This is a genomic window from Pseudarthrobacter sp. J47, assembly GCF_049810315.1.
In the GTDB taxonomy this organism is placed as follows: Bacteria; Actinomycetota; Actinomycetes; order Actinomycetales; family Micrococcaceae; genus Arthrobacter.
Genome location: NZ_CP187358.1, coordinates 1,981,566 through 2,005,258, shown reverse-complemented (window position 1 = coordinate 2,005,258; position 23,693 = coordinate 1,981,566). Strand labels below are relative to the sequence as shown.

Annotated in this window: 23 protein-coding genes and 1 pseudogene; 14 read left to right on the top strand and 10 right to left on the bottom strand. The window is 63.9% G+C overall.

Annotated features, from left to right (window positions below):
• The first annotated feature begins 146 nt into the window (after positions 1-146).
• Both ACPJW8_RS09110 and ACPJW8_RS09105 read left to right on the top strand, forming a co-directional pair.
• Positions 147-1,289 (top strand): substrate-binding domain-containing protein, encoded by a 1,143-nt coding sequence (locus ACPJW8_RS09110; RefSeq protein ID WP_330188848.1) that lies wholly within the window; start codon positions 147-149, stop codon positions 1,287-1,289.
• Entirely contained in the window at positions 1,286-2,161 is an 876-nt protein-coding gene (locus ACPJW8_RS09105) for a sugar phosphate isomerase/epimerase (protein ID WP_330188847.1), read from the top strand. Before ACPJW8_RS09110 ends, ACPJW8_RS09105 begins: the two co-directional genes overlap by 4 nt.
• Here the strand turns inward: ACPJW8_RS09105 and ACPJW8_RS09100 are convergent.
• Both ACPJW8_RS09100 and ACPJW8_RS09095 read right to left on the bottom strand, forming a co-directional pair.
• On the bottom strand, positions 2,158-2,481 hold the full coding sequence (locus ACPJW8_RS09100) for a hypothetical protein (protein WP_330188846.1): 324 nt from the start codon (positions 2,479-2,481) through the stop codon (positions 2,158-2,160). The two genes, ACPJW8_RS09105 and ACPJW8_RS09100, sit on opposite strands and share 4 nt — an antisense overlap.
• 46 nt (positions 2,482-2,527) lie before the next feature.
• Positions 2,528-3,403: a serine/threonine-protein kinase gene (locus ACPJW8_RS09095; protein WP_330188845.1), complete on the bottom strand. Its 876-nt coding sequence runs from the start codon at positions 3,401-3,403 to the stop codon at positions 2,528-2,530.
• 299 nt (positions 3,404-3,702) lie between these two features.
• Here ACPJW8_RS09095 and ACPJW8_RS09090 point away from each other — a divergent pair, with 299 nt between their 5' ends.
• From ACPJW8_RS09090 to ACPJW8_RS09080, 3 genes are all read left to right on the top strand, one after another.
• Positions 3,703-4,422 carry a TetR/AcrR family transcriptional regulator gene (locus tag ACPJW8_RS09090; RefSeq protein ID WP_330188844.1) on the top strand — a complete coding sequence of 240 codons (720 nt, stop codon included), beginning with the start codon at positions 3,703-3,705 and terminating at the stop codon, positions 4,420-4,422.
• 225 nt (positions 4,423-4,647) lie between these two features.
• Positions 4,648-5,394 (top strand): ABC transporter ATP-binding protein, encoded by a 747-nt coding sequence (locus ACPJW8_RS09085; RefSeq protein WP_330188843.1) that lies wholly within the window; start codon positions 4,648-4,650, stop codon positions 5,392-5,394.
• Positions 5,391-6,146, top strand: coding sequence for an ABC transporter permease (locus tag ACPJW8_RS09080; protein ID WP_330188842.1), 756 nt, complete (start codon positions 5,391-5,393; stop codon positions 6,144-6,146). Before ACPJW8_RS09085 ends, ACPJW8_RS09080 begins: the two co-directional genes overlap by 4 nt.
• On the opposite strand, the gene ACPJW8_RS09075 is transcribed toward ACPJW8_RS09080, so the two are convergent.
• The 3 genes and pseudogenes from ACPJW8_RS09075 to ACPJW8_RS09065 form a co-directional block, all read right to left on the bottom strand.
• On the bottom strand, positions 6,143-8,515 hold the full coding sequence (locus ACPJW8_RS09075) for an excinuclease ABC subunit UvrA (protein WP_330188841.1): 2,373 nt from the start codon (positions 8,513-8,515) through the stop codon (positions 6,143-6,145). The genes ACPJW8_RS09080 and ACPJW8_RS09075 overlap by 4 nt on opposite strands.
• 74 nt (positions 8,516-8,589) lie before the next feature.
• Positions 8,590-9,000, bottom strand: coding sequence for a VOC family protein (locus tag ACPJW8_RS09070; RefSeq protein ID WP_330188840.1), 411 nt, complete (start codon positions 8,998-9,000; stop codon positions 8,590-8,592).
• Between the two features lie 4 nt (positions 9,001-9,004).
• Positions 9,005-9,405, bottom strand: a pseudogene (locus ACPJW8_RS09065) (helix-turn-helix transcriptional regulator).
• Positions 9,406-9,569: 164 nt separating this feature from the next.
• Between ACPJW8_RS09065 and ACPJW8_RS09060 the strand changes: the two are divergent.
• From ACPJW8_RS09060 to ACPJW8_RS09050, 3 genes are read left to right on the top strand one after another with little or no spacing between them, the layout of a single operon-like run.
• Positions 9,570-10,706, top strand: a complete 1,137-nt coding sequence (locus ACPJW8_RS09060) for a type III polyketide synthase (RefSeq protein ID WP_330188839.1) — start codon at positions 9,570-9,572, stop codon at positions 10,704-10,706.
• Positions 10,700-11,401: a class I SAM-dependent methyltransferase gene (locus ACPJW8_RS09055; protein WP_330188838.1), complete on the top strand. Its 702-nt coding sequence runs from the start codon at positions 10,700-10,702 to the stop codon at positions 11,399-11,401. Before ACPJW8_RS09060 ends, ACPJW8_RS09055 begins: the two co-directional genes overlap by 7 nt.
• Positions 11,394-12,620, top strand: coding sequence for an NAD(P)/FAD-dependent oxidoreductase (locus ACPJW8_RS09050; protein ID WP_330188837.1), 1,227 nt, complete (start codon positions 11,394-11,396; stop codon positions 12,618-12,620). The genes ACPJW8_RS09055 and ACPJW8_RS09050 overlap by 8 nt, the downstream gene beginning before the upstream one ends.
• Positions 12,621-12,663: 43 nt before the next feature.
• On the opposite strand, the gene ACPJW8_RS09045 is transcribed toward ACPJW8_RS09050, so the two are convergent.
• Positions 12,664-13,083 carry a nuclear transport factor 2 family protein gene (locus ACPJW8_RS09045; RefSeq protein ID WP_330188836.1) on the bottom strand — a complete coding sequence of 140 codons (420 nt, stop codon included), beginning with the start codon at positions 13,081-13,083 and terminating at the stop codon, positions 12,664-12,666.
• 60 nt (positions 13,084-13,143) lie between these two features.
• Complete coding sequence (locus ACPJW8_RS09040) at positions 13,144-13,269, bottom strand: hypothetical protein (RefSeq protein ID WP_330188835.1); 126 nt, start codon at positions 13,267-13,269, stop codon at positions 13,144-13,146.
• A 119-nt stretch (positions 13,270-13,388) separates the two neighbouring features.
• On the opposite strand from ACPJW8_RS09040, the gene ACPJW8_RS09035 reads away from it, so the two are divergent.
• From ACPJW8_RS09035 to ACPJW8_RS09010, 6 genes are all read left to right on the top strand, one after another.
• A complete protein-coding gene (locus ACPJW8_RS09035; RefSeq protein ID WP_330188834.1) occupies positions 13,389-14,099 on the top strand; it encodes a hypothetical protein in 711 nt (236 codons plus the stop codon).
• A gap of 9 nt (positions 14,100-14,108) precedes the next feature.
• Positions 14,109-14,783 (top strand): peptide deformylase, encoded by a 675-nt coding sequence (locus tag ACPJW8_RS09030; protein ID WP_330188833.1) that lies wholly within the window; start codon positions 14,109-14,111, stop codon positions 14,781-14,783.
• Positions 14,784-14,793: 10 nt separating this feature from the next.
• A complete protein-coding gene (locus ACPJW8_RS09025; protein WP_330188832.1) occupies positions 14,794-15,687 on the top strand; it encodes a methyltransferase domain-containing protein in 894 nt (297 codons plus the stop codon).
• Positions 15,688-15,807: 120 nt separating this feature from the next.
• Positions 15,808-16,269 (top strand): NfeD family protein, encoded by a 462-nt coding sequence (locus tag ACPJW8_RS09020; protein WP_330188831.1) that lies wholly within the window; start codon positions 15,808-15,810, stop codon positions 16,267-16,269.
• A gap of 70 nt (positions 16,270-16,339) precedes the next feature.
• Entirely contained in the window at positions 16,340-17,302 is a 963-nt protein-coding gene (locus tag ACPJW8_RS09015; RefSeq protein WP_330188830.1) for an SPFH domain-containing protein, read from the top strand.
• Positions 17,303-17,574: 272 nt separating this feature from the next.
• Positions 17,575-17,922, top strand: a complete 348-nt coding sequence (locus ACPJW8_RS09010) for an RNA polymerase-binding protein RbpA (RefSeq protein WP_003802221.1) — start codon at positions 17,575-17,577, stop codon at positions 17,920-17,922.
• 88 nt (positions 17,923-18,010) lie between these two features.
• Here the strand turns inward: ACPJW8_RS09010 and ACPJW8_RS09005 are convergent, their stop codons facing one another.
• The 3 genes from ACPJW8_RS09005 to ACPJW8_RS08995 form a co-directional block, all read right to left on the bottom strand.
• On the bottom strand, positions 18,011-18,745 hold the full coding sequence (locus ACPJW8_RS09005; RefSeq protein ID WP_330188829.1) for a polyprenol monophosphomannose synthase: 735 nt from the start codon (positions 18,743-18,745) through the stop codon (positions 18,011-18,013).
• Between the two features lie 309 nt (positions 18,746-19,054).
• A complete protein-coding gene (locus ACPJW8_RS09000; RefSeq protein WP_330188828.1) occupies positions 19,055-20,716 on the bottom strand; it encodes an amidohydrolase in 1,662 nt (553 codons plus the stop codon).
• Between the two features lie 56 nt (positions 20,717-20,772).
• Complete coding sequence (locus ACPJW8_RS08995) at positions 20,773-23,676, bottom strand: DEAD/DEAH box helicase (RefSeq protein ID WP_330188827.1); 2,904 nt, start codon at positions 23,674-23,676, stop codon at positions 20,773-20,775.
• Positions 23,677-23,693 lie beyond the last annotated feature (17 nt).

The following is a 23,693-nucleotide window of genomic DNA, read 5'->3' as shown; positions in this document are numbered from 1 at the left end:
ATGATCACTTTGACCCGAAAACTGCCCGGAATCGGGTAGGTTCGCCGCTCTGAAATCATACTTTTTCGGCGCGTTCATTGACCATTGGCTCGAAAGAGTGTGGACTATGATCAGATCGATCATTCAGTCAATTACAAGGGGTTGTTGTGGCACGCAGCGTAACGGAAAGACGCCAGGCGATCCTTGAGATCGTTCAGCAGGAAGGGCCGCAGGTTGTCCTGGAGCTGGCCCAGCGGCTGAACATCTCAGCGGTCACGATCCGCCGCGACCTGGAGGAACTTGCGGGCCAGGGTCTGGTGCACAGGACCCACGGCGCTGTCGCTCCCGTCTCGGAACATGCGGCTGCGGTCTCAGACGGGCCCAAAACGATCGGCCTGGTAGTGCCGCACAGCAACTACTACTTCGACGGCGTGATCGCGGGGGCCAAGGCCGCTGCTGCCGCCGCCGGCGCGCGGCTGGTGCTTGGTGTCTCGGACTACGACAAAGCCACAGAGATGCACCAGGTCGCCCGGCTTACCAACAAGGGTGTTGACGGCCTTGTTGTGGCACCCACGCCAGATTTCGTCACTGGTGAACTGGATGCCGAGCAGCAGGAATGGCTGGTCTCATTGTCGGTTCCTGTGGTTCTCGTTGAACGCCAGGTGTCGTCTACAGGTGCTGCAGCAATACTCGACTCCGTCAGTTCAGCGCACTCCGCGGGCGCTGCCCTGGCCATCAGGCACCTTTCGCAACTCGGGCACCGCAAGCTCGCCTGCGTTATGATCGCCGGCCCCAACGCACCGCAGGTGCGCTCCGGGTATTTGTCCGCCGTTGAGTCCCTTGGGCTGGAGTCGCTCGGTGTCATAGATGAAGGCGGGGCCGGTTCAGAGGACGCCGCAGAATTGTTGCTTCAGGCAGTCCGGGAGGGTGCCACGGGCATCTTCGTCCACAATGACCAGTTGGCCGTCAGGTGCATGATGTGGCTTGAAGACGCCGGCGTCAGCGTCCCGGACCAGGTTTCGCTGGCCGGGTACGACGACGTTATTGCGGGGGTTGCCCACGTTCCCCTTACCGCCGTCGCACCTTGGAAAAGCGCGGTAGGTCATCGCGCGGTACAAAGGCTGCTGACACGTATTGCAGAAAGAGCATCGGCCGCCGGTTCGGGTCGTCCGCCTGCCGAAACGATGGCCACAGAACATCTCGAGTTCATTCCCCGGCTGCATGTGCGCCAATCCACAACTAAGCCGTATGTCGGGGGTCCGATGGCCGAGCTGGGCGTGGCTTCTTCGATTTCAGGGCGTTCCGCGTGAAGCTGGCTTTTTCCTCCCTCGGCATGCCCGGGGATGGGATAGATGAACTGATAAGGATCGCCGAGGCCGGGGGAGCAGAAGGGCTGGAACTGCGGCTGGGCGAGGACGAGGCCGTCAGTGTCACGATGTCAGGCCAGGCCGCAGCCGCTGTGCGGCGCCGCTTGGAAGGCGCCGGTCTGAGCCTGATCTCGATCTCCAGCTATATCAGGGTTTGTTCGCCGGAGCCTGATGCTGAAGTCATTCGTCAACTCAACGAGGCGCTGGAGCTTGCTGCCGTTCTCGGCGCCGGGGGAGTGCGGGTCTTTCCCGGAGCCCAGGTTCCCGCCGGGAGCGGACGGGCCAGCGCCGGCGAATCTGTGTCCTGGGACCGCACAGCGGCCACCCGCCTGTCTGCAGTGTCTGATCATGCATCCCGGCTGGGTGTCCAACTGCTGCTTGAGACCCACGATTCACATCCCACAGGTTCGGACATTGCCCGGATTCTGGCCTTGTCCGAACCGGCGGGAACCGTGCGGGCTATTTGGGACGTGTTGCATCCCTGGCGGTACGGCGAGCAACCGGAGGAGACAGCATCCGCTTTGAACGGTTCTTTGGCGTACTGCCAGTTTAAAGACGCCGTACTGGGCGCCAGCCCCGGGGACGTGACCTTGACCATTCCCGGCCATGGCGGGATTCCCCTTGCCGCGATCGCCGGCATCGCGGAACAGGCCATCCGATCCCAGGGAGATGGCACCTTCTGGGCATCACTGGAGTGGGAAAAGGCCTGGCACCCGGAGCTCGAAGATCTCCCCGTGGCGCTTGCCGCGTTGCGCGCGGTCCTTATGCCCGGCGACGCTCCCTGGGACCAGCCGGCGGCGGGTAGCGCAGGCTAACTTACCTGCAGAACCGGCTCGGCGAGCAACAGCTCCGGTGCAAGGAACGGATCATCCAGGACATCGGGGAGTTCCGGCGCCCCGGCGATAATGTAGTCCGCAGCGGCGGGACCCGTCATGACGAGCCGGTTGCTGTCGGGCACTGTTCCCTGGGCCCGAAGGGCTGCCCAGAGGGCCGTGGCGGGCCTGGCCTCCTCATTGTTCATGAGGCACCAGCTGATGTACACGCCGTAGAGTTCGTCGCGGCTAAGACCCGCTTCAACGTCCGGTTCTTCCCGGGTGGCTTCGGCGAGAAACGCTTCAAAATGGGGACTGCTCACAACAACCTTCTTTCCTTGCGAATCGAATGGCAACCTGTTGTCTGGTTCAGGCAGCAGCATGCTCCGGATGCCGGGTCCGAAGCCGGTGTGCAATATCGGCAGCGGCGGGTCGTGCGGCGGGATCAGGGTCAGTCATCGACGTCAAAAGACTCCGCCAGGCCCGGGGCAGCCCGTCAGGAAGCTCCGGACCGGACAGCGTACGCGCAATCGCACTCTCCAACGGAGGCCCGGGAAAGGCCATCTCTCCCGTAAAGCACTGGAGCAGGATCAGGCCTAGCGAGTAAATATCGCTGGGCGTTCCCGGTTGCTCACCCTTGATTTGTTCGGGGCTCAGGTAAGCAGGCGTCCCTGCAACCGCATCTTCCAGGGTGAGCTCGGGGTCGGCCGAACGGGAAATCCCGAAATCGGCGAGCTTGGGCATCCAGGATTTGCCCTCACGATCATCCTTGGCCAGGAGGATATTGGCTGGCTTCAGATCCCGATGGATTACCTGCCGGCTGTGTACGTAGTCAAGAGCATCGGCCAGTTGTATTCCGAGGGCCGCGACATCCGCTTCCGGAAGGGCGCCCTCGTTCCGGAGCAGGCAACGCAGGTCAGGCCCGTCGACGAATTCAAGGATCAGGACCAGGCCGGAAGTTCCTTCTTCACGAAGATCGCCCGGCATGGCATCAAAGAGTGTCACTACGCCCGGGTGCTGCATGGTGGTCAATGCCTGGACTTCGGCGTCCTCAGAAGGAACGGCGGGCATTGGCGTCTGGATCATCTTGATGGCCACGTGGCGGCCCAGGAGGGCGTCATGCCCCAGGTGGACAGTAGCTGTTGAGCCGGTTCCGATTTTCTCCAGCTGACGGTAGCGCCCAGCGATCAGGGGAGTTTCTGTGCCGCCCGCTAGCGCCGCGGCGGGGCGTTCCATGAGTTTCATAAGGTCCTTCTTTCAGAGGGGCCGTAGCGGCCGACTTGGCTAATTTGGCGCTGCCAAGGGGCTGCAATAGGGCTGGTTGCTCAACCCGTCATGAACACAACGATAAAGGTAGAATACCTTGTCTGTCTACTTGCGAATTGTTTCGAAGGTGGGAGCTTTATGTCATCCTCTGTTGCTACTTGCGCGATTCTCGGCGGAAAATCGGCCCGATTCGGCGCCGATTCCCTAGGGGATGGGGGAGCGGGATCTGCTGTCCAGCTAAATAGACAGACCGGTCTGTCGGTCGATAGCATCGAAGGATGGAATCTGGTGAAAGCAGGACGCACCCAAACATCCCTCCGCGGCAAAGGATCCTGGACGCGTCCTTCGAGCTCTTCGCCCGGCGCGGAATCCGGGACGTGGGAGTCGACGAACTGATTGCCAAGTCGAAGGTGGCGAAGGCCACCTTCTATAAGCATTTCCATACAAAGGATGACCTTGTCCGCGCATATCTGGAGCGCTGGTATGAGGAGCGCAACGAAACCATCGACAAGGCAGCTGCTGCACGACGGTCATCGGGTTCGCCCGAGCAGGCAATCCTGGCAATCTTCGACGTCTTCGACGATTGGTTCCAGCGCGGCGCCGCTGAGGTCAGCACGTTCCTTCACGTCATGATCGAGATGGGCCCTGACCATCCGCTCGGCAAAGCCAGTATTGAGTACCTGGCGCGCACCCGCAGGCAGCTGGCCTGCCTCGCGGTGGACGCGGGTATCCGGGATCCTGAATCGTTTGCCTGGTCCCTGCACATCCTGCTGAAGGGATCTATCGTGGCATCAGCCGAGGGGGATCATCATGCGGCCGCCAGGGCGCGCCAGATGGCAGCCTTGCTGATCGACCTGCACCGGGCGCCGGTTTCCCAGGGTTCAGTTTCACCGGCACAGTCGATCCGGGAGCAAGCCATTCTGGAAGGCCAGGAGCAGTCGGATTCTGTGTCGGTGGCTTCGCGATACGACGTTCCTGATGAAGAGAGCGTCAGCTAGCCCGGGCTTCTGGGGTAGCGGCGAAAACGCGTTAGTTTACATAATGTAGATTATCGGCGTTAGCTTAAGGTGAGTGGGACCCGGCGGGAACTCGCCAATGCTGGACGCTTTTCCTCACACCGGCAGACCAACCAGCCAACGTAAGCAAAGCTGCCGGGCAGCATTGGTCTCGGGGCATGCTTCCGTACCCTTGCGCCGCAGGCATATGTAGCCGACGATTCCTACGTGGGCAACAGCACTAAGGGAACTTTGATCTCCTTCGACGGCGTCGGGATGGGTTACCGCAGTGGTGCGCGCGTCGAAAATCTGTCCTTCGGCGTGGAACCTGGCGAGATCGTCGCGCTCGTGGGCCTGAATGGTGCAGGAAAAACCACCCTCATGCGCCTTGCCCTGGACATGTTGCGTCCACAGGAAGGCGCGGTGCGGCTGTTCGGAACGCCACTCGCGCGGCTTCCGCGCAGGACGTGGAAGCAAGTAGGTGCAATGGTTGAAGTTGCCTTGGCCTATCCAGAGCTGACCGTCCGTGAGAATTTACGCATCGCCGCCAAGCTCCGGGGTGCTGACCCGGAATACGTCGACGCGGCCCTGGCGGAGTGGCACCTGGAACCCGTTGCTGAGCGGATATTCCGGCGGCTGTCGCTCGGTAACCGTCAACGGACAGGGCTCGCCACGGCACTGCAGCACAAGCCACGGCTGGTCATCCTCGATGAGCCCGGCAACGGCCTTGACCCGGCATCTGTCATCAGGCTCCGTGAACATCTCACTCAACGTGCCGCCCAAGGCGCAGCCATCCTCATCAGCAGCCACCACCTTGACGAGATGGCCCGTGTTGCCGACCGGATACTCCTGATGAATGCCGGGCGGCTTATCGGAGAACTCGACACTGAACAGGACGACCTTGAACGGGTCTTCTTCGAACGCATCCGGATCGATGACGAGCAGCGCCCCGAGTCGGCGAGGGGGCCCTGGTGATCGATGTGATCTGGGTCGAAGCCCTCAAACTGCGCCGCTCCACCGTTGGCGTTATCAGTACTGCAGCAATTGTGATCGGTACGCTCGCCATCCTCGGCGGCATCACGGCAGCGCTGGCCAGCGGCGACCCCGCGATCGTTTCGAAGGTCGGCCCAGTTGCCTCAACGCTGGACTGGGATGGCCTGCTGGCGGCCGCGGCCCAGATCACCTCCGCTGGCGGGTTCGTCGGTTTCGGAGTTGTGCTGTCCTGGATGGTAGGCCGGGAGTTCACGGACGGAACCATCACGGGACTGTTCGCACTGCCGGTCAGCCGGAGCCGCATTGCAGCCGCGAAGCTGGCTGTTTATGCGGTGTGGTCCGTGGCCGTGAGCCTGATGCTCTGCGCCGGCATCCTCCTGCTTGGCCTGGCGTTGGGTTACGGACTACCCGGCACCGATGCCTGGGAAGCACTTGGCCGGCAATGGATCTTGGGGGTGCTGACCGCCGCCGCGGCAGTGCCCGTTGCCTGGATCGCGACCATCGCCAGGTCGATCCTCGCCGCGATCGGCGCGACCATCGGCCTGGTTGTAGTCGCGCAAGTCGGAGCACTCACCGGTTCCGGCGGCTGGATCCCCGCAGCCGCCCCGGCACTCTGGGCCCTGAGCGGCGGGGACGCCGCCTCGGCCGCCCAACTCGGCGTAACCATCGCAGCGGCTGCAGCCTTCGGCGCGCTGACCACATGGAGCTGGGGGCGCCTCCAGCTCAACCGCTAGTTGACGTAATCGGCCAGGTGCTCGCCTGTCAGGGTCGAACGGCCGGAGACAAGCTCCGCCGGCGTTCCTTCGAAAACGATGGCGCCGCCGTCGTGCCCTGCGCCGGGCCCCAGATCGATGATCCAGTCAGCGTGCGCCATCACGGCCTGGTGGTGCTCGATGACGATGACTGTCTTTCCGGAATCAACCAGCCGGTCCAGCAGCCTCAGAAGGTTCTCGACGTCGGCCAGGTGCAGGCCGGTGGTGGGCTCGTCGAGCACGTAGATGGTGCCCTTCTCCCCCATCTCGTTGGCCAGTTTGATGCGCTGCCGTTCACCTCCGGACAGCGTGGTGAGTGGCTGGCCGAGCGACAGGTAGCCCAGCCCCACGTCCTCCAGCCTGGAGAGGATCCTGGCGGCAACAGGGGTCTTGGCCTCACCGGTGTTGAAGAACTGGTGAGCCTCCGCCACCGGCATTTCCAGTACCTCGGCAATGTTCTTCCCGCCCAGTGTGTACTCCAGCACGGCAGCCTGGAAACGCTTGCCGCCGCAGTCCTCACACGGGGTTTCCACAGTGTCCATGAAGCTGAGCTCCGTGTAGATCACGCCGGCGCCCTTGCAGCTGGGGCAGGCGCCTTCGGAGTTCGCGCTGAAGAGTGCGGGCTTGACGCCGTTGGCCTTGGCGAACGCCTTGCGGATGGGCTCCAGCAGGCCCGTGTAGGTGGCAGGATTGCTGCGCCGGGAACCCCTGATGGCGCTCTGGTCAATGGATACAACGCCCTCGCGCCGGGCCACCGAACCGTGAATCAGCGAGCTCTTCCCGGAGCCGGCCACGCCGGTGACCACAGTCAGCACGCCCAACGGAATATCGACGTCGACATCCCTGAGGTTGTTCTCCTTGGCCCCACGGATCTCAAGTGCGCCAGTGGGTTTGCGGACCTCCGGCTTCACGCTGACACGGAAGTCCAGGTGCCGGCCGGTGAGGGTGCCGCTGGAACGAAGGCCGTCCACGGTGCCCTCGAAACAGATGGTGCCGCCCGCGCTGCCTGCGCCCGGGCCGAGATCGACGACGTGGTCCGCGATGGCAATCGCTTCGGGCTTGTGCTCGACCACCAGGACTGTGTTGCCCTTGTCCCGGAGTTGGAGCAGCAGCTTGTTCATCCGCTGGATGTCATGCGGGTGCAGGCCAATGGTGGGCTCGTCGAAGACGTATGTGACGTCGGTCAGGGACGAGCCCAGGTGACGGAGCATCTTGATCCGTTGGGCTTCGCCGCCGGACAGAGTACCGGAAGGGCGCTCCAGGCTCAGGTAGCCGAGGCCCAGCAGCACGAAGGCGTCCAGGTTCGCACGGAGCGCAGCCAGCAGCGGGGCGGCGCTTGGCTTATGGAGTCCGCGGATCCAGTCTGCAAGATCCGTGATCTGCATGGCGCACGCGTCCGCAATGCTCACGCCGTCGATCTTGGATGACCGCGCGGCCTCGGTAAGCCGGGACCCGCCGCACTCCGGGCAGGTAGCGAAAGTTGCGATGCGTTCGACGAAGGCCCGGACGTGCGGCTGCAGCGAATCGATGTCCTTGGACAGCATGGACTTGGTGATCTTGGGGATCAGGCCCTCATACGTCATGTTGATGCCGCCGGCCTTGACCTTGACCGGCTCCTTGTACAGGAAATCGTGGAGTTCCTTCTTGGTGAACTCCCCCACCGGCTTGTTGGGATCGTAGAAGCCCGACTCGATGTACGCCTTCACCATCCAGCCGTCAGCGGTGTAACCGGGGATGGTGATGGCGCCCTCAACGAGTGACTTGCTGGAATCGAACACCTGCGTGAGGTCAATATCGGAGACCGAGCCGCGGCCGTCACAGCGCGGGCACATGCCGCCCAGGTACACCACGTCCTTGACGATCTTTTTCTCCCCGGTGGAGGACGTCATCAGGCCGCTGGCCTTGGTGGTGGGGATGTTGAACGAGAAAGCGGTGGCGCCGCCGATGTACGGCTGGCCGAGCCGGCTGAACAGGATGCGCAGCAGCGTGTTGGCATCGGTCACAGTGCCTACCGTGGAGCGTGGATTCGCGCCCAGGCGTTCCTGGTCCACGATGATCGCCGTGGTTAATCCCTCGAGGACGTCGACGTCCGGCCGCGGCACGCTGGGCATAAAACCCTGCACGAAGGCACTGTAGGTCTCGTTGATCATGCGCTGGGATTCAGCGGCAACGGTGTCGAACACCAGGGAGCTTTTACCGGATCCTGACACACCCGTGAACACCGTCAGGCGCCGCTTGGGGATCTCGATGCTGACGTCCTTGAGGTTGTTCTCGCGCGCACCCTGCACACGGATCAGGTCATGGGTGTCTGCAACGTGGATCGCAGGCTGCCGGGTATCCGTGGTGGTCATTGTGTCTCCATCTTTAGTGGGCGGCGTCGTCGACGGCGGCCTGTGACTCTATCTAAACAGCTCTTCCGGGATGCTCAGGAGAGTTCGTTGATCCGGATCATGTTGCCTGCGGGATCGCGGAAGGCGCAGTCCCTGATCCCGTAGCTTTGCTGGATCACTTCCTGCACTACCTCGGCCCCGCTTGCGGCCAGGCGTTCGAAAGTACCGTCCAGGTCAGTGGTCCCGAGGACGATCCGCGCGTAGCTGCCCTTGGCCATCAGTTCGGCGATGGTGCGGCGCTCGTCGTCGGTGAGGCCGGGGTCAGCTGCCGGTGGTTCCAGGACGATTGCCGTCTGGGGCTGATCCGGCGGGCCAACGGTGATCCAGCGCATGTCGCCGTAGCCGACGTCGTTGCGCACCTCGAAGCCGAGGGTGTCCCTGTAGAACGCCAAGGTGGCGTCCGGGTCGGTGTGCGGAAGGAATGTCCAGTGGATTGAAAGGTTCATGCGGTCAGTCTAGGTGGGCTCCAACAGCTGGTGCTTCTCGATTCCTGATCGGTCTGGTGACCTGTTTTGCCACGCACGAAGGCATGCCATGCGTGGCCTTCGCGCGGCGTTTATAGACGCTGGGCGGCACCCCTACGAGCTCGGCAAACCTGGTACTGAAAGTACCCAGCGAGGAACATCCGACGGCGAAGCAGACATCCGTGCTGACATATCCGTTTGCCGCAGCAGATTCATTGCACGTTCGATGCGCCGCGTCATGAGGTAGCTGTAGGGCGGCTCGCCATAGGCGTTGCGGAACTGGCGGCTCAGGTGCCCTGCGGACATGTTCACGCCGCGGGCCAACGCCTCGACGTCGAGCGGCTGGGCGTAGTCCCTGTCGATCCTGTCGCGCACACGGCGGAGCATGGCCAGGTCGCGAAGGGCGCTGGGCGTCGATGGGATTGGTGGTCACCTGCGAGATGATGCCACTGCCCGTTCGGGTTGTCCAGCACCCGTGAAATGGCGCGCTGAACAGCCCATTTGCCAGGCAGGCCATTGTCTTCCGGCGCGGGCTGCCGAAGAATGAACCAATGACGGTATACCTGAGTTCACTTGAAACTGCGGTTCCGGCAACAGTGCTGATCCAGCATGAGGCGCGCGATGTTTTTGCCGCCCAGCCCGGGCTCACCCGGCTGGGCTCGAGGCTGGTGGCCACGTGCTTTGATTCGGCTGCGATCGAAACCAGGTACACGGCTGTCAGGGAGCTGAACCTGGACTACCGCACCCCTGACCCGCAGTTCTTCGATCCGGCCACGGGTCTCCTGCTGAATCCCAGCACCAAGGTGCGCAACGACATCTTCGCCACGGAAGCCACAGCGCTCTTCAATGATGCTGCCCGTTCGGCGCTCAAGGCATGCGCCGGTCTGGGGCCGGAGGACATCACCCACCTCATCACCGTTTCCTGCACGGGCTTCTTTAATCCCGGGCCCGATTACAAGATCGTTCGGGAACTGGACCTTAAGCCTTCCGTGCAGCGCTTCCATCTCGGGTTCATGGGTTGCTACGCTGCCTTTCCTGCCCTAAGGGCTGCCAAGCTCTTTTGCGACGCCGATCCGGACGCCGTGGTGCTGGTGGTCTGCGCAGAACTTTGTTCCCTCCACGTCCGGACCTCCAACGATCCGGACACCATCATGGGCTCTGCCCTGTTTGCTGACGGCGCTGCGGCAGCCGTGGTCAGCGCCAGGACGTTCGACGACGAACCACTGATGAGCCTGGACCAGCTCGAAACGGTGCTGACTCCGGTAGGCGAGGAATCCATGGCCTGGAACATCGGCGACCACGGCTTTGAAATGGTCCTCGGAAACTACGTGCCGCACATCATCGAGGAGCACATCACAGGAGCTTTGGAACCCTATTTTGGCAGTGAAGGACCGCTTGCAGGGACGGCATACAGGGACGTCCCCAACTGGGCCATCCACCCGGGCGGGCGCAGCATCCTGGACAAGGTCCAGCACCGCCTGGAGCTCGGCGACGAACAACTTGTTCCGGCGCGTGAAGTCCTGCGGAACTACGGAAACATGAGCAGCTCCACGGTGTTGTTCGTCATCCGCCACATCCTGGAGCAGCCAGGCGGGGAGGGTGGGCAGATCTGTTCCATGGCGTTTGGTCCCGGCCTGACGGTGGAGACGGGACTCTTCACCAAAGTCCGAAGCATCGCTGCATGCTGAAACGCAGGGAGGGCGTCACACGGGAACAGATGGACAACCCGGACTGCGATCCTGAAAAGCTGCGGCGCACGTATGAACAGTTTCCACTGGTCAACAGGGCCTTCGCAGGGTGGTCCGGGATCTACGTGAAGTACCTGCGTCCGCTCCTCTCCCCCGGCCGCCCTACCTCGCTCCTGGACCTGGGCTGCGGGGGCGGGGACGTTGCCGGTTACCTCGCCGGCCGCGCCAGGAAGGACGGGCTCCGCCTGCTGGTCACAGGGGCCGATCCGGATCCCCGTGCCATGGACTTCGCAGGCAGCCGGCCGGCCAGCCCGGGTGTCTCCTTCCGTCGCGCCTACGGCAGTGACCTGGTGGCAGAAGGTGCAGCTTTCGACGTCGTGATTTCCAACCATGTCCTGCACCACCTGGATCCGCCGGATTTCCAGGATTTCCTGCGTGAATCGAAACAGTTGTCCACACGCCTGGTCCTGCACAACGATCTCCGGCGCAACCCCGTGGCCTACATGCTCTTCAGCGTTGCCGCACTGCCCCTGCGCGGTTCTTTCATTCGCGAAGACGGCCTGACGTCCATCCGGCGCAGCTACACTCCGGCCGAGCTTTCCGCGGTTGCACCGCCGTCGTGGAAGGTTGTGCCCGTCCGCCCGTTCCGGCAGTTACTAATCCACGAAGGCAATCTGCAGGCCGCCGATGATTGACGTTGCCATTGTTGGCGGCGGACCTGTTGGACTCTACCTGGGCTGCCTGCTGCTCCAGCATGGTGTAAGTGTCCGCGTCCTGGAGCAGCGGCATCAGCGCAGCCGCCATTCGCGGGCCATCGGCATCCACCCGCCAGCACTGGAGGCGCTGGACCTGGTGGCCTGCGCGGATCCGCTGATACGGCAGGGCATCGCCATCCACCGAGGCCTGGCCATCAGTGGCGGCCGCCGGCTCGCCAGCATGGATTTTTCCGTGCTCGACTCGAAATATCCCTTTGTGCTCTCCAGCCCGCAGGCGCTGACCGAAGCGGTGTTGGAGAACCGCTTGTTAACGCTCGACGGCGGTGCGCTCAGTCGCGGTGCCAGGGTTACCGGATGCGCGGATCACGACAGCCGCGTGGAGGTCGCGTTCACCGTCACGGACGCGGATGGCGGGCGGGATGTTCAGGAACAAACTCAGGAACAACCTCGAGAACAACGCCAGGAGGAACGGCTGGAGGCCCGGTGGTGCGTGGTGGCAAACGGTGCCCGGACCGCATTATTTCCTGGCACTTCACCACAGGGCGGTACCTCACAACAGGGCTCCGGCCCGGCCCGGAGAAGGTCGCGTACGTATCGGGATGCCTACGTTATGGGCGATTTTGCCGATGCCACAGGATTTGGCAGTACCGCCGTCCTGTTCCTTGAGCGGGACGGGATCGTCGAATCCTTCCCGCTCCCGGGCGGCGTCCGCAGATGGGTGGCCCGGGTGGACCAACACCAGCCGGAGCGGACGCCGGACTGGCTCGCCGGAGTGGTTGGTTCCCGGACCGGAACGGCACCTGATCCGGGGTCCTGCACCATGCTGAGCAGCTTCAGCGTCAGGAGCGGAATCCTGCCGCGGCTGGCGGTTGGCCGAACGGTGGCGATCGGGGACGCCGCACACGAGGTCAGCCCCATCGGCGGCCAGGGGATGAACCTCGGCTGGCTTGATGCCGTGGAGCTGGCTCCACTGCTCCTGCGTGCCCTGCACGGCTCCCCTGTTGAGGCTGCTATGGAGCGCTTTGACCGGTTAAGGCGCAGGGCAGCACGCCGCGCAGCCTTCCAGTCCGAGATCAACATGATGCTGGGAAGGCCGGCCCCGGCCCCCATGCTGACCGTGCGAAACCGGCTCCTTGGCACGTTGGCCGGCATTCCGGCGGTCAACGCCTTTGCAGCCCGCCGGTTCACCATGCAGTAAGGCAGCAGCACCCGGGCCGGACAAACAGGGCCGGAGGGAACGGCTAGTCCTCCTGGTGGTAGCAGTCGTAGCTGCTTTGCCGGTAGATCAGGCCGTCCCGGACACCGAATACGGAGCAGGTTTTTGCCCGGATCAGCTGGCCACGGTCCCAGTAACGCAGATCCATCAGCGACGTCGCAGACCAATCGATTTCAAGAACCACGTTGGTGCCGTCCGAGGTGCTCCGCGTGATGTCAAAGCGCTGGTCCTTGACCACTTCGCGGCTCCCGTCAGCACCCTCCAACACCTGGTCCAGGGTTCGGACGCCACCTTCCGGTGTCAGGATGTTGGGGGCTTCGGTGAGTTCGAAGTCCGGGGCCAGGAAGGGGCGGATCTCCGCTGAGCCGCCGCCGGCCTCGATGGTTTTCACAAATTCCAGCACGCGGCTGAGCGCAGCCTCGGGTGAGGTCAGATGTTCTGTCATAAGTCCGACCCTAGCCGAAGGAACGGCGCCATTTCCTCTGGCCCGGCTGCCCCGGCGATCCTAGACTTCGCTGTATGACGGTGCCGCAGCCAGGGCGGGAGCCCGCAGGAACAGGACGGGCTCGTCGAACCATGTGGGCGGCAGTTTCCGTGGCCTGCCTTGCCGCGTGTTCTCCAACGGGGACATCGGACCCCCCACGCCCGACAGCCTCCGCTACCAGCACCAATGCCCCATCCCAGGCAACGTTCACGGTTCAACTCAACCAGTCCCGGGCTAATTACGGCACACGCGTCGTTGACGTGTTAGTGGCAAACAACGGCACTGCTCCTGTCACGCTTACGTCCCTGCTGCTGGAGGCGGGCCCGTTCGGCACAGTTTCCTGGAACTCCGACGGCGGCGGGACAGTCCTGCCGCCCGGCCAGCCCAAGAGCCTGGTGACGGAGCTTCCGGAACCTTTCTGCCTTCCAGACGGGAGCAACCGGCCCGCCTCAGAACTAACGGCCCGCCTCGAGCTGACAGGCGAGGGCCCCGACACCGCAGCGGCTCCGGTCAGCGACGACTTTGGGGTCCTGGACCGCAACCTGCACGAATACTGCCTGGAGCAGCGTGTCCGGGCGATTGCCGCCGTCGAACTCCTCCCGGAGCTCCACTCCAACGGTGCCGGTTCGGCGACGATCTTCCTGGCCATCACCCCTGCAGCGGAACCTTCGGACCTGGGCGCATCGAAAGTATTGCGGATTGAACGGATCCTTGGGACAACGCTGCTTGCCGCAGACCCCGCAGCGCCATGGCCCGAAGGTCTGCAGGTCCGTGCGGGCGATCCACCCCGGACCCTCCAACTTCAGGTCCGGCCTGCCCGGTGCGACCCCCATGCGGTAGCCGAAGACAAAGTCGGAACGCTCCTGCCGCTGATGGTCGATGTGGGCGGCGTGAAGGGAACTATCAAGGCAGCGGCCAGGCCGGAACTGAAAGGCGCCATCCACGACTTTGTCAGTGCGGCGTGCCTGCCCGGTTAGGATGTGGCCATGAGTGAGCCGTCCCGGGAACCCGAATCGAACTTCAGCACCGATCCGCAGGGCATCAGGGACTCGGTCCTGGCCCTCTTGGGTGCCGGGACGCTGCCACCCATCGTGCAGGCAGGCCACCCAGCGTTGCGGCAGCCGGCAGTGGCATTCGACGGCCAGCTGTCCGGGCCGGAACTTGAACGCTTCATCGACCTGATGCGCGCGGTGATGCATGAGGCGCCGGGCGTGGGGCTGGCTGCGCCGCAACTTGGCATCCCGTTGCAGGTGGCTGTCCTCGAGGACCTCTACCCGCTTGATCCCGAGGTGGCGGCCGCCCGGAACCGACAGCCGCTCGAGTTCTTTGCCGTACTCAACCCCATGTACCGGGCAGTGGGTACGGAGACCGCGGCGTTCTATGAGGGGTGCCTATCCTTGAATGGGCTGCAGGCCGTTGTGATCCGTCCAGCGAAGGTGGAGCTGGACTTCCGGACCCCTGACGGCCGCGCCATGCAACGGACCTTCGAAGGATGGCAGGCCAGGATAGTCCAGCACGAAACGGATCACCTGGCCGGCACCTTGTACATCGACAAGGCCGAGTTGCGCTCCCTCAGCACGAATTCCGAATACGCCGCGCGCTGGGCGGAACCGGGCATCGGAAAAGCAAGGGAGGGACTGGGGTTCCTTCCCGGCCCCTAGGATTAATGGCATGTCTGCCCCCTCCGTGCCCGATCTTTTGTGTCCGCACTGCCATGAAGCCCTGCATTTCACACCGGCTTCCAGCGCGGACCCAGGCACAGCACCGGCGTCACTGAGGTGCAGCAAAGGACACCATTTCGACGCCGCCAGGCAGGGCTACTTCAACTTCCTGGTGGGCAAAGGAACAGTATTCGAGGCGGATTCTGCACCGATGGTTGCTGCCCGCTACGATTTCCTGGCCAGTGGCCACTATGACCCCCTCGCGGATGCTGTTGCGGATGCCGTCGCCCCCGCGCTGACTGCAGGCTCGCCCCTGATCCTCGACGCCGGCACCGGAACCGGACATTACCTGCGCCGTGTCCTTGACCGTTTTGCCCCTGCTGCCGGGCTGCGCGCCCTGGCCATGGACATCTCCAAGTTCGCCGTCCGCCGGGCGGCCCGGCTGAATCCGGAGGCCATCAACGTGGTCTCGGACATCTGGCAACCGCTCCCTGTGGCCGACGGCACGGTGGATGCCATTATGGTGGTCTTCGCTCCACGCAACGTCGCCGGATTCGCAAGGGCGCTCCGGCCCGGCGGGCTCCTGGTGGTGGTGACACCAAGGCCGGGCCACCTTGCGGAAATAGCTGCGGCCACCGGAATGCTGGGCATCGAACCGGGCAAAGAGGAACGCCTGGCCACACAAATGGGAACCCATTTCCGGACCAGTCAAGTCCAGGACCTGGACGTGGCCATGGAGCTGGGAACTGCACAGGTGGCCGATCTGGCCTTTATGGGGCCGGCCGGGCACCACCTGGACCGTGCGGCACTCGCGGAGAAGCTCGCTGCACGCACCGGCAGCGCCGGAACCACCCCGGTAACCGCCCAGTTCAGGATCACCACGTTCGTTCCCCTGCCTGCCTGAGGTCACAACTTGGCCACGTTCGCCGTGCTGGCCGTCCTCCCCTGCCCTCCCTGGCTCCGCCGCACTAGGATAAGAATGCCGCTGTATACCCTACGGATGCGGAATTTCAAGGGGGAAAGAATGTTTGAATGGGTTGGACAAAACTGGTGGGCCCTTTGGCTCACCCTGTTCCTGGCCTTTGCCGTCATCGAGATGCTCACCCTCGATCTGTTCTTCATCATGCTTGGCGCCGGAGCGCTGGCTGGCCTGGTCGCCGAACTGGCGGGGGCAGACCTCTGGCTGCAGATCATTGCCTTTTGCGTGGTCTCGCTCCTGATGATCGCGTTCATCCGACCCGTAGCGCTGAGACACCTTAAGAAGGGTCCGGCGAACCAGCGAAGCAACATAGACCGCCTGATCGGCGAAAAAGCCCTGGTGCTGGAGCCTGTCACCGCAAACGGTGGACGCGTGAAGATCGGTGGGGACGTCTGGAGCGCCCGCTCGGCGTCGGGCACCATCGCCGCCGGTGAGGGCGTCATTGTGGAAGCCATCGACGGCGCCACCGCCGTGGTTACGGCGCCATCGGATCCTGCGGTCCACTAAGCCCGGTCCTGCCCGGGCAGGACTGCTGAAATAAATACTGCCTGTCAAAACTGGGGAATGAAGGAGAAGTATGGAGAACGCCGGAGGATTTGCCGCCACAGTGGTGTTGCTGGTCCTGATTGTTTTTGTCGTAATTGTCTTAGTCCGTTCGGTGCGGATCGTCCCGCAGGCCCGGGCCGGCGTCGTGGAGCGCCTGGGGAAATACCAGCGCACCCTTAACCCGGGCCTGACCATCCTCATCCCGTTCGTTGACCGCCTCCTGCCGCTGCTTGACCTTCGTGAACAGGTGGTGTCCTTCCCGCCCCAGCCGGTGATCACCGAAGACAACCTGGTGGTCTCCATCGACACCGTTGTGTATTTCCAGGTGACGGACCCGCGGGCGGCCACCTATGAGATCGCCAATTACATCCAGGCCGTTGAGCAGCTGACCACCACCACGCTTCGTAACGTCGTGGGTGGGCTCAATCTGGAAGAAGCACTGACCTCGCGTGACCAGATCAACGGCCAGCTCCGTGGTGTGCTTGATGAAGCAACCGGCCGCTGGGGTATCCGCGTCTCCCGTGTGGAGCTGAAGGCCATCGATCCGCCCCACTCCATCCAGGACTCCATGGAAAAGCAGATGCGTGCTGAGCGTGACCGCCGTGCGGCCATCCTCACTGCCGAAGGAACCAAGCAGTCTGCCATCCTCACGGCTGAAGGCCAGCGCCAGGCGTCCATTCTTGCCGCAGAGGGCGATGCCAAGGCTGCCATCCTGCGTGCGGACGGTGAAGCACAGGCCATCCAGAAGGTCTTTGGTGCGATCCACGCGGGCAACCCGGACCAGAAGCTGCTGGCCTACCAGTACCTCCAGACCCTGCCCAAGCTCGCCGAAGGCACGTCCAACAAGCTCTGGATTATTCCCAGCGAAGTGGGCGAGGCACTCAAGGGGATTGGCAGCGCGCTGGGAGGCGTTACTCCTGACGGCAGTGCAGGCAGCGGAGTGTTTGGCAGTGACGCCGGCGCAGAGGGCACCACGCGGGCAACCGCGCCCTAGCCTCCTCTGGAAAGCAACACGTCCTGACGCAAGGATCCGGGTTTCGGCGCACAGCGCCAAGCCCGGGTCCTTGTTTGCTTTTGCTGTGCGGGCCGGGCTTCCGTATAATGAAATATTTGTCCGGTTCGGTCGTTCGAGCCGGAACAAGAACGCTTCGCAGGACGTTGAATCTAGCATGATGCAGCGTTGTGCACATCATAGCCCGGTGCATTTTTGCGGCGCCGGCTAGCGCGGGGTTTTACCGCTTCGCGAACCGAACAGAGGGAGAAATCATGAGCGATCGCAGCCTGCGGGGAATGCGCCTGGGCGCGCAGAGCATGGAGACCGAATCCGGTGTTGAGCCGGCTCCGCGCCAGCGTGTCGAGTACCGGTGTGAAGACGGCGAACAGGTATTCGTTACGTTCTCTTCCGAGGCGGAAATTCCCCCGGTTTGGGTTTCAAAGACAGGCAAAGAAGCCCTGCTTGTTGACGGTGAACGTCCTGACACCAGCAACGAGAAAGCTGTGCGCACCCACTGGGACATGTTGCTGGAACGCCGGAGCCTTCCGGAACTGGAGCAGATCCTTGAGGATCGCCTGACCATTCTCCGCGAACGCCGCGGGGAACGTCGCAGCGCCTGATCCCAAGCGCCCCTAAACAAAAGGCGGGCCTGCCGTAACATCCGTTACGGCAGGCCCGCCTTTGTCGTGGCTGCAGCCGGGACTGTGCCTACTTTGCTGCTTTGCCTGTGAGCTTGTTCCACCGCGCTGCGAGGCCCCACTTGGTGACGTTGACCATTGCTTCAACTACGATGTTGCCACTCATCTTGGAGGCGCCCAGCTCGCGTTCCACGAACGTGATGGGCCGTTCCACAATGGTCAGCCCAAGGTTGGCCACCCGCCAGGCAAGGTCCACCTGGAAACCGTATCCGACTGATTCGACTTCAGCGAGGTTCAGTTTTTCCAAGGTGGTGCGCCGGAAAGCGCGGTAGCCGCCGGTGACATCCTTGATTTTGACCCCCAGCATCAACCGCGAGTAGAGGCTGCCGGTGCGGGAGATGAGCTGGCGGTGGAGGGGCCAGTTGACCACACTGCCGCCACGGACCCAGCGGGAACCCATGGCGAGGTCAGCGCCGTCTTCAATCGCATCCAGCAACAGCGGCAATTGCTCGGGCTGGTGCGAGCCGTCTGCATCCATTTCCACCAGGACGTCGTAGCCGGCGTCCAGGCCCCACTGGAAGCCGGCAATGTACGCCGCGCCCAGGCCTTCCTTGCCCTTGCGGTGCAGCACGTGGACCTGCTGGTCCTCCGCGGCGATGCTGTCTGCAAGCTGGCCGGTGCCGTCCGGGCTGTTGTCATCCACCACCAGCACATCCGACGCCGGAACGGCCGTCCTCAGGCGGCCAAGGGTCCGCGGCAGGGATTCAAGCTCGTTGTAAGTGGGGATGATGGTCAGGACGCGCACAGAGGGCCTTTCCTATAGGGGACGATCAGCACAGCCCGGTCCGGAGAGCCGGGCCAGGCGCAAATGTCCATTATAGGGGAATGGGACAGGCCCACAGGCGCGGGCCGGTTCCGCGACGCCGCACTGCGCGGCTGGGGGAACTGTTCTCTGCTGCCTGTGGACCTGCCCGTAGCTACAGCCCGCCTCCCCGGTCCGGGCGAAAGTTCCGCGCCACACCGGAATGGGCCCAAAGCCCGCCGTAGCCGGGCGGAAGCCGGTAGGTCCCCCGCCCGTTGAGGAACCATGCTACGTGCTGGGCGGAAGGTGGCGCTAGGGCTTCTGCAAGTCTCCTGAAGAATAGATTTCGACGCCGGCACGCACCGTTTGCAGGCACACGGGATCGCTTCCGGTGTCCAGTGCCGGCAACAAGGGTGTGCGGGCACGTGGATCGGTGCTCCAGGACTGCACCCTGCCGTCAGAGACCTGAACCATCAGTTCTTCCACGTCCCATACGGCGAAGCTGGCCGGGGCTCCGGGGACGAGTTGGCCCGCCATGGGATCGGAATAGCGCGCCGCCCGGTACCCCGCGCGGGTGTGTCCAAGGAACGCCGCACGTGCCGAGATTTGTTCCCGCGGGTTGTGGTGCTCCACACAGGCCCGGACACTGGACCACGGACGCAGCGGGGTGACAGGGCTGTCACTGCCGAAGGCAATGGGAACGCCAGCCGAATAGAAGGCAGCGAACGGATTCAGGGCCCGGCTCCGCTCCCCCAGCCGCTGTTCATAGAGGGCCCCGGGGCCGCCCCACAGTGCATCGAAGGCCGGCTGGGCGCTCACGGACGCCGAATAGTGTGCCAGCCGTTTCACGGCCGCTTCATCGGCCATTTCAACATGCTCGAAACGGTGGCCGGCTGCGCGGACACGGCTTTCGCCCACCTCAGCGGCAGCCCGGTCCAGGGCCTCCAGCGCAAGGTCCAGCCCGGCGTCGCCGATTACATGGAAACCGCCCTGGATGCCCAGCACGGAGCAAATGGCCAAGTGGTTTGCCGCCTCATCAACAGAAAGGTACAGCGAGCCCCGGTGACCGGCGGCGTCTGCATAGTCTGTGCGAAGGGCAGCCGTGCGGGATCCGAGGGAGCCGTCAATGTTCAGGTCGCCGGCGAGCCCGCGGACGGGCACGCCCAGGCTGGCCAGGAGGTTGCCGGCCTGTTCCTCGGATGTGGCGAGCTCCGCCCAGTATCCGAGGACTTCCGGGCCGGTGATGGGCCCGTTGTTTCGGGACATGGCCATCCGGAGGTCCTCCGGGCTGGAAATTCCCGGTGCCGCCATTTCGGCGAGGGCCACGTAGCCCTGCGACGCGGCCTCCTGCAGGGCGCGCTCCTGGAAACCAGCGCGCTGGGCTTCGGGGAGGTTCCGGGTAAAGCGGCGGGCAGCGGTGTGGGCGGCCTTGACGACAACCGCGCCCCCGGAATATCCATCCAGCCCTTGGAGCCCGGCCGCTGCTGCCAAAGATGGTGAGACCAGCGCGGAATGGACATCGACCCGCGCCAGGTACAGTGGCCGGCCGGCCGCGGCACGCTCCAGTTGTTCCGGCGTCGGAAGTTCCCGGTTGTGCCAGGTGGAATCATCCCAGCCGTGGCCCAGGATCACGGCATGGCCGAGGGCAGCCCGTTCCGCCACGGCATCGAGGAGTCCGGCCGCCGATTTCACCGCACCCAGCTGCAGCCCGGACAGTGCAATGCCGGTCTCTGTCAGGTGGATGTGCGAGTCCACGAAGCCAGGGGCCACCAGGGCGCCCTGCAGGTCCACGATTTCCATGGTGCTGTCCGCGATGGACGACGCAGCCTGCTCGGATCCCACCCAGGCCACCACGCCGTCATCCACCAGCAGGGCCGATGCGAAGGGATCGGCCGCTGTATAGACCGAGCCGTTCCGGTAGAGGGTGACGCGTCGCTGACCGGATTCGGCAGGGGTGTGCTGGGACGTTGTCATGGGCGGAAGAGGCTCCTTGCTGGTGTGGGTCTGCTGGATGGAGGCGGGTAAGCCGGTCAGGTCACGGCCGAATATGCCACCACTCCCCTGCGGATCTTCTTGATGGCCTCGCTGCACAGCCGCGCCAGGCGGGGCTCCAGGCCAGGGATGCCCGCGAGCTGGTCCAGGAGGTCGATCACCTGCTTCACCCAGCGGACGAAGTCCCCGGCCGCCAGATCGGTCCCGCGCAGCACCTCCTGGAGGTGTTTGCCGTTGGCCCACTTGTAGAGGGGCCAGATCAGTCCCAGCTCCGGCTCGCCCGTCAGCGGCAGCTTCTTTTGCTCTTCGAGGTCCTCCAAGGCGGACCACTCCTGCACCATGATGTCCACTGCCGTCTCCAGCGAGACACTGGGCATCCGCGGCCGCAGCCCGCCCTCCTCGCGTTTGGCCTGGAAGACCAGCGCGGAGGCAACCGCAGCGAGTTCGACGGCGTCAAGGTCGTTAAACGCGCCAAGTCGAAGCGCCTGCGAAATCAGGAGGTCCTTCTCGCCATAGATGCGCCGCAGCCGCTGCCCGTCGCGGCTGATGCCCAGCTCGCCGTCGTCGCGGGATTCCAGGTACCCGTAGGCGGCCAGCACATCACAGACGCGGTCGAATGTCTTGGCGATTGTGTTGGTGCGGGACTGGATCTGCCGGACCAGGCCATCGGTCTCACGGCGAAGTTTCCACCAGCGTTCGGACCACCGCGCATGGTCCTCGCGTTCACTGCAGCCGTGGCACGGATGGGCCCGCAGTGCCTTGCGGAGCTCAACGATCCGCTTCTCCTGGTCAGCAGAGGCCGACGGCCCGGTGAAGGCGTTGTTCCGGGCACTGGCCGGGGACAGCGGGCGGTTGTCACGCAGCGCATCCCGCACCGCTGACGCAAGGTCGCGGCGGGACTTGGGGGTCTTGCCGTTAAAACCCTTCGGAATCCGGATCCGCGTAATGGGAGCAATAGGGCCGTCAAGGTCGTCAGTTCCCACCCGCCGCAACTGCCCGTCGAGTGTCAATACAGAAGGCCGGGGCTCCCTGCTGTGATGGTCCGCGGCCAGGACCACAACCGGTCCGGGAGAACGTCCCAGGGGCACATCCACCACGTCACCCGGGAGCAGCCGGGCCAGTGAATCTTCCGCCAGGGACTTACGCGCCCGTGTCAGGGTCCGCGACGTGGCCTTCTCGGCGTCGGACAACTCCCTCCTGACCCGCGCATACTCGGTGAAGTCACCCAGGTGGCAGGTCATGGACTTTGCGTAGCCCGCCAGGGACTCTTCACGTGCCCTGACCTGTTTTGCCAGTCCCACCACGGAACGGTCCGCCTGGAACTGCGCGAAGGAGGACTCGAGGATTTCGCGGGCCCGGGAGCGCCCGAACTGCGCCAGCAGGTTGATGCTCATGTTGTAGCTGGGGCGGAAGCTCGAATTCAGAGGGTAGGTCCGTCGGGACGCCAGGCCGGCCACTGCTGCAGGATCGGTTCCGGGCTGCCAGAGCACAACGGCGTGGCCCTCGACGTCGATGCCCCGACGCCCGGCGCGGCCGGTCAACTGGGTGTATTCACCGGCAGTGATGTCCACATGCGATTCGCCATTAAATTTGTCCAGCTTTTCCAGGACGACGGTGCGGGCCGGCATGTTGACGCCCAGCGCAAGGGTCTCCGTGGCAAAGACAGCCTTCACCAGGCCTTCGGCGAAGAGCTTTTCCACGACTTCCTTGAACGTGGGCAGCATGCCGGCATGGTGGGCGGCGAAGCCACGGACCAGGCCCTCACGCCAGGTCCAGAAGCCCAGGACATCCAGGTCCTCGGACGGGATATCCTGGCCGGCCTCGTCCACCCGCAACGCAATGATGCGCTGTTCCTTCTCAGAGGTGAGCCACAGGCCGGAGGAAACACACTGGGCAACGGCAGCGTCGCAGCCCGCCCTGGAAAAGATGAACGTGATGGCTGGAAGAAGGTCCTGCCTGTCCAGGCTGGCGATGACCTGGGGGCGGCTTGCCTTGCGGACGGCACCGTTGTCCTGGCCCCGGCCATAGGAATCGTTGCGGCGCTGCATCCTTCGCTGGTTGCGGCCGCCGTGTGCGGCGCGGGCACGGCTGTGGGCCGGGGTTTCGTTCCGCGCCAGGGACATCAGCTCAGGATTGACCTCAAAGCCTGTCCGTGACTGCACGGGACGGGAGGCCGTGGCCTCCACCGTCGTGCCATCCGCCGGCGGAGCGATCTCGTCAAAGGTGGTCTCCCCGGCGAACAGGTCGATAATCTCCCTGCCCACCATCACGTGCTGCCACAGCGGAACAGGACGGTGCTCGGAGACGATGATGTCGGTATCCCCGCGGACCGTATCCAGCCAGGCACCAAACTCTTCGGCGTTGGACACCGTGGCACTCAGTGAGGCCACCTGGACCTCGCTGGGCAGGTGGATGATCACTTCCTCCCAGACAGCCCCCCGGAACCTGTCGGCCAGGTAGTGGACCTCATCCATCACCACGTACCCGAGATCAAAGAGTGCATCCGAGTCCGCGTACAGCATGTTCCGCAGGACCTCGGTGGTCATAACCACCACCGGCGCATCACCGTTGATATTGGTATCGCCGGTCAGCAGGCCGACGTTGTCGGACCCGTACTTCTCACTGAGTTCGAAGTATTTCTGGTTGCTCAGTGCCTTGATCGGGGTGGTGTAGAAAGCCTTGAGTCCGCGTTCCAGGGCCAGGTAGATCGCGAACTCGCCCACGATCGTTTTGCCCGCACCGGTTGGAGCGGCCACCAGCACGCCCCGGCCCTCCTGCAGAGAACGGCAGGCCTGAAGCTGGAAATCATCGAGGGCAAAGTCGAAAGTGCGAACGAAGCTTCCCAAATAGCTCTTTGCTTCGGCCGTTCGCTCAACACTGGCCCGATAGCTTTCAGAAGGGGAAAGGGCGTCGGATGAACCGGGCCCGGATGAAGAGGACATGCCTCCAGCCTAATGGC